This is a genomic window from Ideonella sp. BN130291 (genome assembly GCF_036231905.1).
GTDB lineage: Bacteria > Pseudomonadota > Gammaproteobacteria > Burkholderiales > Burkholderiaceae_C > CAMLIZ01.
Window position 1 is genome coordinate 379483 of sequence record NZ_JAZARE010000003.1, and the last position, 14356, is coordinate 393838.

General features: G+C 67.2%; 13 protein-coding genes and 1 tRNA gene. 1 reads left to right on the forward strand and 13 read right to left on the reverse strand.

Features of this window, described 5'->3' with window-relative positions; genetic code table 11:
- Position 1 precedes the first annotated feature (1 nt).
- A complete protein-coding gene (rnr, locus tag VPH43_RS08080) occupies positions 2-2230 on the reverse strand; it encodes a ribonuclease R (protein WP_442909246.1) in 2229 nt (742 codons plus the stop codon).
- Positions 2231-2321: 91 nt separating this feature from the next.
- Here rnr and VPH43_RS08085 point away from each other — a divergent pair.
- Positions 2322-2406, forward strand: a tRNA-Leu gene (locus VPH43_RS08085).
- A gap of 175 nt (positions 2407-2581) precedes the next feature.
- Here VPH43_RS08085 and VPH43_RS08090 read toward each other — a convergent pair.
- From VPH43_RS08090 to hisS, 12 genes are all read right to left on the reverse strand, one after another.
- Positions 2582-3103, reverse strand: a complete 522-nt coding sequence (locus VPH43_RS08090; protein WP_328577170.1) for a phosphoribosyltransferase — start codon at positions 3101-3103, stop codon at positions 2582-2584.
- 18 nt (positions 3104-3121) lie between these two features.
- The gene (locus tag VPH43_RS08095; RefSeq protein WP_328577171.1) at positions 3122-4462 is read right to left on the reverse strand and encodes an adenylosuccinate synthase; all 1341 of its coding nucleotides are present in this window, start codon (positions 4460-4462) and stop codon (positions 3122-3124) included.
- A gap of 41 nt (positions 4463-4503) precedes the next feature.
- Entirely contained in the window at positions 4504-5667 is a 1164-nt protein-coding gene (locus VPH43_RS08100; RefSeq protein WP_328577172.1) for an ATP phosphoribosyltransferase regulatory subunit, read from the reverse strand.
- Between the two features lie 69 nt (positions 5668-5736).
- Positions 5737-5925, reverse strand: a complete 189-nt coding sequence (locus tag VPH43_RS08105; RefSeq protein WP_328577173.1) for a DUF2065 domain-containing protein — start codon at positions 5923-5925, stop codon at positions 5737-5739.
- Between the two features lie 12 nt (positions 5926-5937).
- Positions 5938-6834, reverse strand: a complete 897-nt coding sequence (gene hflC / locus VPH43_RS08110) for a protease modulator HflC (protein WP_328577174.1) — start codon at positions 6832-6834, stop codon at positions 5938-5940.
- A gap of 24 nt (positions 6835-6858) precedes the next feature.
- Positions 6859-8115 (reverse strand): FtsH protease activity modulator HflK, encoded by a 1257-nt coding sequence (gene hflK / locus VPH43_RS08115; protein WP_442909238.1) that lies wholly within the window; start codon positions 8113-8115, stop codon positions 6859-6861.
- Positions 8112-9356, reverse strand: coding sequence for a GTPase HflX (gene hflX / locus VPH43_RS08120; RefSeq protein WP_328577175.1), 1245 nt, complete (start codon positions 9354-9356; stop codon positions 8112-8114). Before hflX ends, hflK begins: the two co-directional genes overlap by 4 nt.
- Positions 9357-9402: 46 nt before the next feature.
- Complete coding sequence (hfq, locus tag VPH43_RS08125) at positions 9403-9645, reverse strand: RNA chaperone Hfq (RefSeq protein WP_328577176.1); 243 nt, start codon at positions 9643-9645, stop codon at positions 9403-9405.
- Between the two features lie 82 nt (positions 9646-9727).
- On the reverse strand, positions 9728-11065 hold the full coding sequence (gene der / locus VPH43_RS08130; protein WP_328577177.1) for a ribosome biogenesis GTPase Der: 1338 nt from the start codon (positions 11063-11065) through the stop codon (positions 9728-9730).
- Positions 11066-11084: 19 nt separating this feature from the next.
- Positions 11085-12248 (reverse strand): outer membrane protein assembly factor BamB, encoded by a 1164-nt coding sequence (gene bamB, locus VPH43_RS08135; protein ID WP_328577178.1) that lies wholly within the window; start codon positions 12246-12248, stop codon positions 11085-11087.
- Entirely contained in the window at positions 12245-12928 is a 684-nt protein-coding gene (locus VPH43_RS08140) for a YfgM family protein (RefSeq protein WP_328577179.1), read from the reverse strand. The genes bamB and VPH43_RS08140 overlap by 4 nt, the downstream gene beginning before the upstream one ends.
- 67 nt (positions 12929-12995) lie before the next feature.
- Positions 12996-14306, reverse strand: a complete 1311-nt coding sequence (gene hisS / locus VPH43_RS08145) for a histidine--tRNA ligase (protein ID WP_328577180.1) — start codon at positions 14304-14306, stop codon at positions 12996-12998.
- Positions 14307-14356: the final 50 nt, after the last annotated feature.

Genomic DNA, 14356 nt, shown 5'->3' on the forward strand with positions numbered 1-14356 from the left:
TTCAGCGGCGCTTGCGGCTGCTCTTGGCCGCCGTCTTGGCGCTGCCCGATGCGGTGCGTGTGCCGCTGCGGCCGGTCTTTGCGCCCGCCCCCGCAGCCCGCCGGGCATTGCTGCGCACGGCCCGGTCGGCCTTCTGCAGGCTGTGCAGTTCCTCCACGGCGCTGCCGTCGCCCCGGCCATTGCCCGCCACGCCCTTGTCGCGCTGCGCCCGGGCCAGCAAGCGCTCCGCCTCGCCTTCGCGCACCATGCGGAAGTCGATCTTGCGCCCATCCAGGTCCACCCGGCTGACCTGCACGCGCACCCGTGCACCCACCGTGTAGCGGATGCCAGTGCGCTCGCCTCGCAGCTCCTGGCGCGCCTCGTCGAAGCGGTAGTACTCGCCACCCAGCTCGGTGATGTGCACCAGCCCTTCGACATACAGCGCATCGAGCTGCACGAACAGGCCGAACGTCGTGACCGCGCTCACCGTTCCTGCGAACTCCTCGCCCAGGTGCTCGCGCATGTAGCGGCACTTCAGCCATGCTTCCACGTCGCGCGAGGCCTCATCCGCACGGCGCTCGTTGCTGCTGCAATGCACGCCGGCGGCTTCCCAGGCCTCGGCCTCGGTGATCTGCACCTTGGGTGGCTTGCCGCCCTTGCGCACCTTGGGTGCGTCTTCCAGGTGGCCCGTGCTCAGGTGATAACGCTTGCCATTGAGGATGGCCTTGATGACACGGTGCACCAGCAGGTCCGGGTAGCGCCGGATCGGGCTGGTGAAGTGCGTGTAGGCCTCGTAGGCCAGGCCGAAGTGGCCGCTGTTGATCGGCGTGTAGATCGCCTGCTGCATGGAACGCAGCAGCATGGTGTGGATCTGGGCTGCGTCGGGCCGCTCCTTGGTGGCCTGGGCGATCGCCTGGAACTCGCCCGGCTTGGGATCGTCGCTCACACCCATGCCGATGCCCATGGCCTTGAGGTAGTTCTGCAGCAGTTGCAGCTTTTCGGGCGTGGGGCCTTCGTGCACGCGGTACAGCGCCGGGTGGTGGTGGCGCGCGATGAAGTCGGCCGAGCACACGTTGGCCGCGAGCATCGATTCCTCGATCAGCTTGTGCGCCTCGGTGCGCACCCGCGGCACGATCTTCTCGATGCGGCCGTTTTCGTCGCAGATGATCTGCGTCTCGGTGGTTTCAAAGTCCACCGCCCCGCGCCGCGCGCGCCCTTTCAGCAGCGCGCGGTACACGTCGTTGAGGTTCAGCAGATGCGGCACCAGCTCCGCGCGCCGTGCCGCCTCGGGGCCGCGTGTGTTCGACAGGATGGCCGCCACCTCGTTGTAGGTGAAGCGCGCATGCGAGCACATCACCGCCGGGAAGAACTGGTAGGCCTGGATCTCGCCGTCGGCATCGATCAGCATGTCGCACACCATCGACAGCCGGTCCTGCTCGGGGTTGAGCGAACACAGGCCGTTGGACAGCTTCTCCGGCAGCATGGGGATCACGCGGCGCGGAAAGTACACCGAGGTGGCGCGCTCGTAGGCATCGTCGTCCAGCGGCTCGCCCGGCTTCACGTAGTGGCTCACGTCGGCGATCGCCACCACCAGGCGCCAGCCGCTGAAGGCCGTCTTGCCGCGACCGGTTTTCACCGGCTCGCAGTACACGGCGTCGTCGAAGTCGCGTGCGTCCTCGCCGTCGATGGTGACCAGCGGCACATCGGTCAGGTTGATGCGACTGCGCCGGTCGACCGGGCGGATCTTGTCCGGCAGCGCCGCGGCCTGCGCCACGGTCTCCGGCGAGAAGCGATGCGGCACCTCGTACTTGCGCACCGCGATCTCGATCTCCATGCCGGGGTCGTCGATCTCCCCCAGCACCTCCGTCACCCGGCCCACCGGCTGCGAATACATCGACGGTGTTTCGGTGAGTTCCACCGCCACCACCTGGCCAGCCGTGGCATTGGCAATGGCGTTCTTGGGAATGAGGATGTCATGGCCATACCGCCGGTCCTCCGGCGCGACGACCCAGACACCGCTCTCGTGCAGCAGGCGGCCAATGATCGGTGCCTTCTTGCGCTCGAGGATGTCGAGCACCCGGCCTTCGGGGCGGCCCTTGCGGTCGTAGCGCACGATGCGCACCCGCACGCGGTCGCGGTGCAACACCGCGCGCATCTCCTGCGGCGAGAGGTACACATCCTGTCCATCGTCGCGCACCACGAAACCGTGGCCGTCGCGATGGCCCTGCACTGTGCCTTCCACTTCGCTCATCAGAGCGGCGCCGAGCACGGGGGCGCTTGTGTTCGTTTTATTTTTGATGATATGATCCTAGCTTCACGTTAAACACGTGACCTGAACAAAAGCCCAGGTGGCGGAATTGGTAGACGCACTAGTTTCAGGTACTAGCGGGTAACTCCGTGGAGGTTCGAGTCCTCTCCTGGGCACCAGAAGACGAAAAAGGCCAACGCAAACGCGTTGGCCTTTTTCTTTGTGCCAACGGCAGCACAGCCAGCAATCGCAGTTCCCGCCCTGCGGCACTGCAGCCGCAGGGCAGCGCCCGCGGGTGCTGCTGATGGCGCGTTGAAATGAAAAGGCCTGCATGAGCAGGCCGCACTGTACCGGTCAAATGGCGAACTTCTTCGCCAGGCCTTCGGGGCGCAAGCTGTCGTAGTCTTCAAACGGCTGATGGATCCACGGGCTGGTGGGCAGCAGCTCCACGAAGTAGTCCGGTGTGTAGCTCGACACACCCTTGGTCCAGATCACCGCCGAGCGCAGTTCGTTGATGGAGGGCATGCCGCGCAGCCGGTCCACCACCGCGCGCAGCGTCACGCCGGAATCGGCCAGGTCGTCCACCAGCAGCACGCGGCCAGCGAGTTCGCCCTTGGGCATGGTGATGTACTTCGCCATGTCCAACCGGCCCTGGATGGTGCCCGCTTCGGCGCGGTAGGAGCTGGTGGACATGATGGCCAGCGGCTTGTCGAACACGCGCGAGAGCACATCGCCCGGGCGCATGCCACCCCGCGCCAGGCACAGGATCTGGTCAAACTCCCAGCCGGAGTTGTGCACCTTGAGCGCCAGGCGCTCGATGAGCATGTGGTACTCGTCCCAGGATACGTACAGGTGCTTGCCGTCGTCGGTGAGCATGGTGTGGGCCTTGGTCTCTCAGGCTTTGTAGGGGTGGCGCAGCAGGATGGTGTGGTCGCGGTCGGGGCCGGTGGACACCATGTCGATCGGTGCGCCGATCAATGATTGCACGCGCTCCAGGTAGCGGCGCGCGTTCAGCGGCAAGTCGTCCCACTTGGTGAGGCCGACCGTGCTGTCCGTCCAGCCCGGGAAGGTCTCGTAGATCGGCTTGCAGGCCACGATGTCGTCGGCGTCCAGCGGCAGGATGTCGATGCGCTGGCCGTGCAGCTCGTAGCCCACGCACACCAGGATTTCCTTCAGGCCGTCCAGCACGTCCAGCTTGGTGATGCACAGGCCAGAGATGCCGTTGATGATGATGGATCGCTTGAGTGCGGCGGCGTCCAGCCAGCCGCAACGGCGTGCACGGCCGGTCACCGTGCCGCGCTCCTGCCCCACGGTGGACAGGTGATGGCCCACCGTGCCGGCGTCGTCGATCGGCAATTCGGTGGGGAACGGCCCGCTGCCCACGCGCGTGGTGTAGGCCTTGGTGATGCCCAGGATGTAGTGCAGCTGGTCCGGCCCCACGCCTGCGCCTGCAGCGGCATTGCCCGCCACGCAGTTGCTGGACGTCACATACGGATAGGTGCCGTGGTCGATGTCCAGCAAGGTGCCCTGCGCGCCTTCGAACAGGATGTTGGCGCCCTGCTGGCTGGCGGTGTGGATGCGGTAGCCCACGTCGGCCATCATCGGCTTCAGCTGCTCGGCCACCTTCATCGCCAAATCGAAGATCGGCTGGAACTCCAGCGGCCTGGACTTCAGGTACCCGCTCAGCGCGAAGTTGTGCAGTTCCAGCAGCTCGCGCAGTTTCTTCGCGAAGCGCTCGGGGTGCTTGAGATCCTGCACACGCAGCGCACGGCGCGCCACCTTGTCCTCATAGGCCGGGCCGATGCCCTTGCCGGTGGTGCCGATCTTGCCGGCGCCACTGGTCTCGCGCAGGGCCTCGCGCGCCTTGTCCACCTCCACATGGAAGGGCAGGATCAGCGGACAGGACTCGCTGATGAAAAGGCGCGAGCGCACATCCAGGCCGATCGCCTCCAGGCGCTCGATCTCCGACAGCAGGTGCGTCGGATCAACCACCACGCCGTTGCCGATGTAGCAGGCCACGCCCTCGCGCATGATGCCCGAGGGAATGAGCTGCAGCGCCGTCTTCACGCCCTTGATGACCAGCGTGTGGCCGGCGTTGTGGCCGCCCTGGAAGCGCACCACGCCCTGGGCGTGGTCGGTCAGCCAGTCGACCACCTTGCCTTTGCCTTCGTCACCCCATTGGGTGCCCACAACGACCACATTGCGGCCGGGCGCAGAAGAGTTGCCTTGTTGCATGTCGCGTAAACCTGAAGGAAAGAATTGCGGGTGTGCGGCGCTCAAAGGGCGCGCACCACCCATTGGCCGTTGTCGGCCACCAGTTCACGGTCGCAGGCGAACTCGTCGCCCTCGTGTTCATGGCCCGGCAGGATGCAGACCACGGTTTCACCCTGCTCGCGCAGGCGCCGCACCGCCGAACGCAGTTCCGCCTGCTCGCCCCAAGGCGCGCGCACCGCTGCGCGCAGCGGCCAGGCCGGGGCGCTGCCCGACAGTGCCTTCAAGTCCAGGCTGAACCCGACGGCGGGCCGCTTGCGGCCGAACACCGCGCCCACCTCGTCGTATCGGCCACCCCGCAGCAGGGCATCGGACGAACGCGTGTCATACACCGCGAAACGGGCGCCGCTGTAGTAGGCGTAGCCGGTGAGGTCGGACAGGTCGAAACCGACCTTCAGGCCGGGGTAGGCGCGTTGAAGGTGGCTGCGCAGCCATGCCAGGTCATCCAGCGCGGCGGCAATCTGCGGATCGGGCGGCAGCTGCTGGCGCGCGGCGGTGAGCACATCATCCCCGCCATACAGCGACAGCAGGCGCTTGAGCGCGCCGCGGGTGGCTTCAGGCAAACCGCGCGACAGCTCGTCGAGCGCGCTGGCGTCCTTGCTGCTCAGGGCAGCCACCAGCTCCGCCAGCCGTGCACCCGCCAGCGGCACGCTCGCCATCACACCGCGCACGATGCGGGCATCACCGAGATCCAGCACCACGTCACCCACACCGGCGGCCTTGAGGCTGTCCAGTGCCAACTCCAGCACCTCCAGGTCTGCTTCCAGGCCGGCATGGCCGTAGATTTCGGCACCCAGCTGCAGCGGCTCGCGCGTCGCGTGCAGGCCGTCCGGGCGGGTGTGCAGCACCGGGCCGCAATAGCACAGGCGCGTCACGCCGACACGATTGAGCAGGTGCGCATCGATGCGCGCCACCTGTGGCGTGGTGTCGGCCCGCACGCCCAGCGTGCGGCCGCTCAGCTGGTCCACCAGCTTGAAAGTCTTGAGGTCCAGTTCATGCCCGGTGCCGGACAGCAGGGACTCCAGGTGCTCCAGCAGCGGCGGCATCACCAGCTCGAAGCCGTAGCCGCGCGCGACATCGAGCAGGCTGCGACGGAGCTCCTCGATGCGGCGCGCCTCGGCGGGCAGGACATCGGCAATGTGCTCGGGCAGCAGCCAAGCAGACGACATGGAAAATGCACCGGGGATTGAAAACGGCATTGTACCGGCCTGATGCGGGCAAACCCGCCCCCGCCGGGCTCAGGCGAACAGCAGCAGGAGCGCCAGCCCGATCAGCATGCTACACAGGCCGAGAAAGCGGATCTGGCCATCCGACAGGCGCAACACCCGCTCCAGCACCGCGCGCCATCCGCGCGGCGTGAAGAAGGGCGTCACGCCTTCGAAGATGAGCATCAGCGCCAGCGCGGTGAGCGCCGCGGATCCCAGCATGGCGAGCGGCGGCTACTTGCGGCCTGCCGGTGCCGCCGCGCCAGCCTCGCTGCCGCGCATGGCGCGCAGGAAATCGCTGTTCGAGTCCATCACCATCACATCGGACTTGCTGCGGAAGGAGGCGCGGTAGGCCTCCAGGCTGCGGTAGAACCTGGCGAACGAGGGGTCGCGCCCGAAGGAATCAGCGTACAGCGCGGAGGCCTTGGCATCACCCTCGCCCTTGATCTTCTGCGCGTCCCGGTAGGCCTCGGCGATGATCACCTCGCGCTGGCGGTCGGCGTCGGCGCGGATCTTCTCGCCCTCGGCCTGGCCGGTGGAACGCAGTTCGTTGGCCACCTGCTTGCGCTCGGATTCCATGCGGCGATACACCGCATCGGTGATGTCGGCGACGAAGTCCACGCGCTTGATGCGAACGTCGACGATCTCGATACCGAACGACTTGGCTTCATCGGCCAGGCGGGCCAGCACGCCCTGCATCACCTTCTCGCGCTCGGTGGCCAGCACGCTGCGCACGGTGCGGCGGGTGACCTCCTCGTTGAACGCGGCCTGGATCACCGGGCTGAGCCGGCTTTCCAGGTTGCGGATGTCCACGCCGTTGTTGCGGATGAACTGCCGGGGTTCGGTGATGCGCCACTTGACCAGCCAGTCGATGATCAGGCTGCGCTTCTCGGCGGTGAAGATGGGGCGGGTTTCCGGGCTGTCCAGCGTCTGCACCCGCTTGTCCAGGAACACGACGTTCTGGAACGGCGGCGGCCACTTCACCTTCAGGCCGGGCTCGGTGATCACTTCCTTGATTTCGCCGAGCGCGTACACCACCGCCACCTGGCGCTGGTCGACGATGAAGAGCGTGGAGGCCAGCAGCATCAGCACGATGAGCGCGCTGGCGACGATGAATCCGATGCGGTTCATGTGTTTGTTTTTCCGTGTCGCAGTTCAGCGGCCTTCACGATCGCGGCCACGCTGGTTGTCGCGTGAGCGCACGTCCACTGATGAGGCCGAAGCGGGCACCGAGTCGTTCACGCTGGTGGCCGGCGCACTCGGCGCGACCGTTGCACCGCCTTGCTGGAGCAGCTTGTCCAGCGGCAGGTAGAGCAGATTGGACCCGTTGCGCGTGTCCACCATCACCTTGGTGACGTTGCTGTAGACCTGCTGCATGGTGTCGATGTACAGGCGGTCGCGCGTCACGCCCGGCGCCTTCTGGTATTCGGTGAGCACCGAGCGGAAGCGTTCGGCATCACCTTCGGCCTGCGACACCACCCGCGCGCGATAGGCCTCGGCCTCGGAGCGCAGCCGCGAAGCGGTGCCCTGTGCCTTGGGAATCACGTCGCTTGCGTAGGCCTGGCCTTCGTTCTTGAAACGGTCGCGGTCGGCACCGGCCTTGAAGGCCTCGTTGAACGCAGCCTGCACCTGCTCGGGCACCTGGACGTTCTGCACGTTCACGTTCACCACGATGATGCCGGCGCGCAGCCGGTCGAGCTGGGCCTGGATGGACTTGCTGAGGTCCGCGGCCAGTGCGTCGCGCTGCTCATAGAGCACCGAGTCCACCTTGTTGCGGCCCACGATTTCGCGCACCGCCGACTCGGCCGCCTGCTCCACGATGGCATCGTCCGGGTTGCGGTTCTCGAACAGGTAGGCACGCGCATCCTTCAGCCTGAACTGCACCGTGAACCGGATGTCGACGATGTTCTCGTCCTGCGTGAGCATGGACGAGTCGCGCAGCCCGGTGGCCTGCACCACCGCGTTCTTGCCGATCTCCTTGGAACGCAGCTGCGTCACGGCCACCGTTTCATGCTGCTGGAACGGATACGGAAAGCGCCACTGGAAACCAGCGTCCGAGGTGTAGGCGTAGCGGCCGAAGGAGGTGACCACAGCCTGCTGACCTTCCTGCACGATGAAGAAGCCGCTGCCCAGCCAGATCAGCAGCACCACGCCGGCGATCAGGCCGATGCCGAGGCCCGCACTGCGCATGTCGGGCTGGAAGCTCGGCCCGCCCCCACCGTCCCCACCAGAGCGCCCGCCGCCGCGGCCGCCGAACAGGCCGCTCAGCTTGCGGTTGAAGTCGCGCCAGAGTTCATCCAGGTCGGGCGGGCCTTCATTGCGGCCGCCGTTGTTGTAGATGGCGGTCGCGCGACGCGGCCAGAGGCCACGCAGCAGCGTGTGCAAGCGGTTCTTTTGCAAGGGCGTGCTCATGCCTGAAGAGGTGGAGGTAGGTGTTCGTCGGGCCGCGGCAGTTCGTCGCCGCCGTGGCCGGGCGTTATGTTGTCATGTTGGGCGGCCGGTTCGGCCAAGCCTTCGCTGGAAGCGAGCTGGGCGATGCACTCGCGCAACACATCGAGGCCGGTGCCATCGAGCGCGCTCACCCATACGCGCGGCACGCGCACACCCGAGGGGCGCTCCACCCAGTCGATCATGGCGCGCGGCCGTTGCCCGGCCGGCACCTGGTCCAGCTTGTTGTACACCAGCACCTGCGGCACCTCGGCTGCGTCGATCTCGGCCAGCACGCGTTCCACCTCCTGCTGCTGCTCGGCCAACGCCGGGCTGGAGGCGTCCACCACGTGCAGCAGCAGGTCGGCCTCGGCCGCCTCCTGCAAGGTGGCACGAAAGGCCTCCACCAGCTTGTGCGGCAGGTCGCGGATGAAACCCACGGTGTCCGACAGCGACACCGAACGTCCCGCCTGCTCCAGGTACATCGAGCGGGTGGTGGTGTCCAGGGTGGCAAAGAGCTGGTTGGCCGCATAGGCGCGCGCCTTGACCAGCGCATTGAACAGCGTGGACTTGCCGGCATTGGTGTAGCCCACCAGGGACACGCGGTAGGCGCCGCTGCGCTCGCGCGCCTTGCGCTGCGTGTTGCGCTGGCGCTTCACACGTTCCAGGCGCTGCTTCACCGTCTTGATGCGCTCACCGATCATGCGGCGGTCAAGCTCGATCTGCGCCTCCCCCGGGCCGCCGCGCGTGCCAATGCCGCCCTGCTGGCGCTCCAGGTGGCTCCATCGCCGCACCAGGCGGGTGGCCAGGTACTGCAGGCGGGCCAGTTCCACCTGCAGCTTGCCCTCGTGGCTTTTGGCGCGGGCGGCAAAGATCTCGAGGATGAGCGCGGTGCGGTCGGCCACGGGGACACCCAGGTGGCGCTCCAGGTTGCGCTGCTGCGCCGGCGACAGGGCCTGGTCGAAGATGACACCGTGGGCCTGGTGCTCCTGCACCAGCGCCTTGATCTCATCGGCCTTGCCGGAGCCCACGAAGAGGGCTGCATCCGGCGCCTTGCGGCGGGCGATCACACGCGCCACCGCCTCGTCGCCGGCCGATTCGGCCAGCAGCGCCAGCTCGTCGAGGGTGGGATCGAAGGAGGCGTCGGTGCCGATCTCGACACCAACCAGGACGGCACGCGCGGTCTCACCCTGGTGGGGCGGGACCGGAGGCTCGTGAGGATTCAAGATGGGGGACGACTGCAGGGTAGCCGCCGGCCGCAACCGGCGAGCGTCAGGGCTGCTCAGGAGCGTCTGACGCGTGGAAGTTCACCGCACGGCCAGGCACGACGGTGGAGATCGCGTGCTTGTAGACCATCTGGGTGACGGTATTGCGCAGCAGCACCACATATTGATCGAAGGATTCGATGTGGCCCTGCAGCTTGATGCCGTTGACGAGGTAGATCGACACCGGCACATGCTCTTTGCGCAGCAGGTTCAGAAACGGGTCTTGTAGGAGTTGGCCCTTATTGCTCACGATATAGCTCCGTGTTCGAAGTTCTGGAGAATGCCACGTTAACACACAGGGGGTGCGTTCGCGACACCGGGTGGATTGGCCCTCAACCGCTCTTTTCGTCGAACGGATTGCGGGACGATTTCATCTCGATGCGCAACGGCGTACCCACCAGCTGGAAGTGCGCCCGGAAGCGCCCTTCAAGGTACCGCTTGTACGCGTCGGTCACGTGCTCCAGCGAGTTGCCATGGATCACGATCACCGGCGGGTTCATGCCGCCCTGGTGGGCATACCGCAGCTTCGGCCGGAACATGCCTGCCCGCTTGGGCGCCTGGTGTTCCACCGCTTCGTGGAGCAAGCGGGTGAGCACCGGCGTGGACATCTTCTTGGTGGCCGATGCATGCGCATCCGCGATCGCTGACCACAGTGGCCCCAGGCCTTGCCGCTTCAGCGCCGAGATATGCAGGATGGGGGCGAACTTCAGGAAGGCAAGCCGGGTCTCGATCGAACGCGCCAGCATTTCGCGCTGGTAGCTGTCCACCGCATCCCACTTGTTGATGGCGATCACCACCGCCCGGCCTGCGTCGAGGATGTAGCCCGCGATGTGGGCATCCTGGTCGCTCACGCCTTCGGCCGCATCGATCAGCAGCACCACCACGTTGGCGTCGGCGATCGCCTGCAGCGTCTTCACGACGGAGAACTTCTCGATCGCCTCGAACACCCGGCCCTTGCGGCGCAGGCCGGCGGTGTCGATCAGCTGGAACTTGCGGCCGTGGCGCTCGAAGGGCACGCTGATCGCGTCGCGCGTGGTGCCCGGCATGTCGAAGGCGATCAGGCGCTCTTCGCCCAGCCAGGTGTTGATGAGCGTGGACTTGCCCACGTTGGGCCGGCCCGCCACCGCCAGGCGGATGGGCGCGCCCTCCTCGTCTTCCTCCTCCGGCTCCTCCTCGAACTCGAACTGGTCGAGGATGGCTTCGAGCAGGCTGCGGATGCCCTGGCCGTGTGCGGCGGAGATGGGATGCGGATCACCCATGCCGAGCTCATGGAACTCGGCCAGCAAGGGCGACTCCGCCATGCCTTCGGCCTTGTTCACAGCCAGCAGCACGCGTTTGTTGGCCTGGCGCAGGTAGCGCGCGATGTCATGGTCCTGCGGCGACAGCCCGTTGCGCACGTCCACCACGAAGACCACGGCGTCGGCTTCGGCGACCGCCTGCTTGGTCTGCTTGGCCATTTCGGCGACCACGCCGGTGGGCTTTTCGGGTTCGAAACCGCCGGTGTCGATGACGATGAACTCGCGGTCCCCGAGGCGGCCGTCGCCGTAGTGGCGGTCGCGCGTGAGGCCGGCGAAATCCGCGACGATCGCATCCCGGCTCTTGGTGAGCCGGTTGAAAAGGGTGGACTTGCCCACGTTGGGGCGGCCGACCAGGGCGATGACAGGTTTCACGGCAGGTGGAAGACGGGGTTCATTCCGGCCGGAAAGCGAACAGGCCGCCGTTGCGCGTGGTCACCAGCAAGGTGGTGCCCGATCGCACGGGGGTGCCGACCACCGCCGAGCCGTCGGTGGGCAGGCGCAGCAGCGTCTCGCCGGTCTCGCGGGCCAGGAAGTGCACATAACCTTCGAAATCGCCGAACACCACGGTCTTGCCCACGCTGAGCGGGCCGCTCAAGCCGCGGTTGAGGAAACGCTCATGGGTCCAGGCAACATCGCCGCTGGCGGTGCGCCAGGCGGTCACCCGATCGCTGGCATCGCCGCCGAAGAGGAACTCGGCATCCCCGCCGACCGCGTTGATGCCGCCCACGTTCTTGCTCCACAGCAGGCTGGCGCGCTCGGCATTGGCACAGGCCACCGCCGACTGGAAGGCGCGGGCGCACACGGTGTCTCCTGTCCGCACCACCGGGCCCACCAGGTCGGCCAGGCGCTCGACTTCGTTGGTGCCGCGCGGCGATGCCAGCGGCACCTCCCAGCGGACGGTGCCGCGCACCGGATCCACCCCGGTCAGGCGAGCGCCCTGGCCCACCAGCAAGGTGTCCTTGAAGGCGGCCACGACGCCCGGCTGGGCCAGCGTGAGCGCGTCGCCAGGGCGTTGCAGCGACCAGATGCGCCGGCCGTCCAGCACGTCGAAGGCATGCACCGCCCGGTCCACGCCCATCACGAAGACACGTTCGCCGGCCACCAGCGGCGCGGCGACGACGCGCGAGCTGAGCGCCTGGCGCCACTTGAGCGCACCGGCTTCCATCACCACCAGCTCGTTGTTGCGGGTCACCACCGCGGCAAAGCGACCATCGCTGCCCACGCCGGCGGACAGGCGTTCGCCGACATTGCCGCGCCAGAGTTCGCGGCCGTCGTCCGCGTTCAGCGCCACCACCGTGCCGTCGGTGCCGGCCGCGGTGAAGGAGGCGCCGCTCACGGCGACCGCCATCGGGAACTGCACGCTGTCCACCCGCGCGGCCCACACCTGCCGGCCCGCGATCTTGGGCGTCACGGCTTCCAGCTCCGCAGGCTTGGGCTTGTCGGAGAACCAGCTCATCGGGTTCAAGCCGCTCAGGCTGCCGCAACCGGCCAGCATGCTGAGCGACAGCACCGCCGTCGCACAGGCGGCCCTGCGCACCATGGCGCCGGCCATCATTGTTTGGCTCCTGCAGGTGCCGAAGCACCGGCCGCGGGCTCCGGCGGGGCACCCAGCGCCGTGAGCTTGGCATCCACCAGGCGCCGGTATTCGAGCTTCTCGTCCATGGCCTTCCATGCAGCCTGGTAGGCCGCCTTGGCGTCGTCCTTCTTGCCCTGCGCCAGCAGCACGTCGCCGCGCCGGTCGGCCACCAGGGCTTCAAACTCCTTGCCGCTGGCCGAGGCGAGTTGCTTCAGCGCTTCGTCGTACTGCTTCTGGTCGAGCAGCACACCGGCCAGGCGCAGCCGCGCGATGGTCTTGTATTCGTTCTCGGTGGCGTTGTCAGCCACCCAGGCCAAGGTGGCTTTCGCGCCGTCGGCCTGGCCTTTTTCGTACTGCACCTTGGCCGCGAGCAGGCCGCCCTGCTCAGCGAAGGCCGTGCGCGGATAGCGGGCCTTCAGGTCGGAGAAGACCTTGCCAGCCTTCTCCGCATCGCCAGCCTGCGCTGCGCGCTCGAGCTCATCGAACATCGCGCTGGCCTTGCCGGCCTGCTCGCGCTGGTACCAGTTCCAGCCGTTCCACGCGGCGAACGCGCCGAGCACGAGGATCAGCACCCAGGTGATCAGGTTGCCGTATTGCTTCCAGAACGCCTTGAGTTCGTCGAGCTGTTCTTGTTCTTGCAGGTCGAGTTGAGTCGCCATGGTGCCCGCGCCTTCGCCAGGCGCTGCGTTGGAAAAGGGAGGATTATGGCTTCGGCCGGTGCGGCGCTTATGCGCCGAGCCATTCGCGGGCCAGGGAGGCCAGCTGACCGATCGGCACGCTGCGTTGCCCGGCACCCGCATCCCGCAAGGACTTGACCGCGACTTCACCGCGCGCAAGTTCGTCGTCACCGAAGATCAGCGCGTAGCGTGCGCCGCTGGCATCCGCCTTCTTGAACTGCGCCTTCATGCTGCCGCCGCCGGCGTGCATGAGCACCGCCACGCCAGCGGCACGCAGGGATTCCAGCGCCGCCATGGCTTGCGGCACGGCGGCCGCCGACGGCAGCACCGCATAGGCCAGCGGCACGGCGCCCGGCACCGGCAGGGCCAGCTCCTGGATCAGCAGCAGCAGGCGCTCGATGCCCAGCCCGAAGCCGACCGCAGGTGTCGGCTTGCCGCCCAGTTGCTCGATCAGGCCGTCGTAGCGGCCGCCACCACACACCGTGCCCTGGGAGCCGAGCTGGTCGGTCACCCACTCGAACACCGTGAGGTTGTAGTAGTCCATGCCGCGCACCAGGCGCGGATTCACGCGGTAGGCCAGGCCCGCGGCATCCAGCACCGCGCGTACTGCATTGAAGTGCGCAAGCGAGGCCTCGCCGAGGAAGTCCATCAGCTGCGGCGCGCCTTCGATCAGCGTCTGCATCGCCGGGTTCTTGCTGTCCAGGATGCGCAGCGGGTTGCTGTGCAGGCGACGCTGGGAGTCCGCGTCCAGCGCGTCGGCATGCTGCTGGAAGTAGGCCACCAGCGCATCGCGGTGGGCGCGCCGCTCGGCGGGCTGGCCCAGGCTGTTGAGCTCCAGCCGCACCTGCTGGCCTTCCACCAGGCCGAGCTCGCGCCAGAGGCTGCGCGCCATGAGGATCATCTCCGCATCAACGTCCGGCCCGGCAAAGCCCAGTGCCTCCACGTCGAGCTGGTGGAACTGGCGATAGCGGCCCTTCTGCGGCTTCTCGTGGCGGAACATCGCACCCATGGTCCACACGCGCAGCGGGCCGTTGTAGAGCGCGTTGTGCTCCACCATCGCGCGCACGATGCCGGCAGTGGCTTCGGGCCGAAGGGTGAGCCGGTCGCCGTTCATCGCATCGACAAAGGAGTACATCTCCTTTTCCACGATGTCGGTCACCTCGCCCAGGCCGCGCACGAACAAGGCGGTGGGCTCCACGATGGGCGTCAGCAGGTACTGGTAGCCATAGCGGCCGAGCACTGTGCGCACCGTGGTGTCGAACCACTGCCACAAGCCGGAATCGGGCAGCTTCTCGGTGCGCGGCACGCTCGCCGGCAGGATGTCGTTCATGCCTTTGACGGCACGCAGGATGTCAGCCATGTCTGGAGTGCAAAAAGCGGCCTCTTGGCCGCGTGGGATGAGGAGGAAGG

Excerpts from the sequence above, each read along its gene's own strand:
- VPH43_RS08090 (WP_328577170.1), bottom strand. The coding sequence starts at position 3,103 with ATGCTCACCGACGACGGCAAGCACCTGTACGTATCCTGGGACGAGTAC.
- VPH43_RS08140 (WP_328577179.1), bottom strand. The coding sequence starts at position 12,928 with ATGGCGACTCAACTCGACCTGCAAGAACAAGAACAGCTCGACGAACTC.
- VPH43_RS08100 (WP_328577172.1), bottom strand. The coding sequence starts at position 5,667 with ATGTCGTCTGCTTGGCTGCTGCCCGAGCACATTGCCGATGTCCTGCCC.
- hflK (WP_442909238.1), bottom strand. The coding sequence starts at position 8,115 with ATGAGCACGCCCTTGCAAAAGAACCGCTTGCACACGCTGCTGCGTGGC.
- hisS (WP_328577180.1), bottom strand. The coding sequence starts at position 14,306 with ATGGCTGACATCCTGCGTGCCGTCAAAGGCATGAACGACATCCTGCCG.
- VPH43_RS08095 (WP_328577171.1), bottom strand. The coding sequence starts at position 4,462 with ATGCAACAAGGCAACTCTTCTGCGCCCGGCCGCAATGTGGTCGTTGTG.
- hflC (WP_328577174.1), bottom strand. The coding sequence starts at position 6,834 with ATGAACCGCATCGGATTCATCGTCGCCAGCGCGCTCATCGTGCTGATG.
- VPH43_RS08105 (WP_328577173.1), bottom strand. The coding sequence starts at position 5,925 with ATGCTGGGATCCGCGGCGCTCACCGCGCTGGCGCTGATGCTCATCTTC.
- bamB (WP_328577178.1), bottom strand. The coding sequence starts at position 12,248 with ATGATGGCCGGCGCCATGGTGCGCAGGGCCGCCTGTGCGACGGCGGTG.
- rnr (WP_442909246.1), bottom strand. The coding sequence starts at position 2,230 with ATGAGCGAAGTGGAAGGCACAGTGCAGGGCCATCGCGACGGCCACGGT.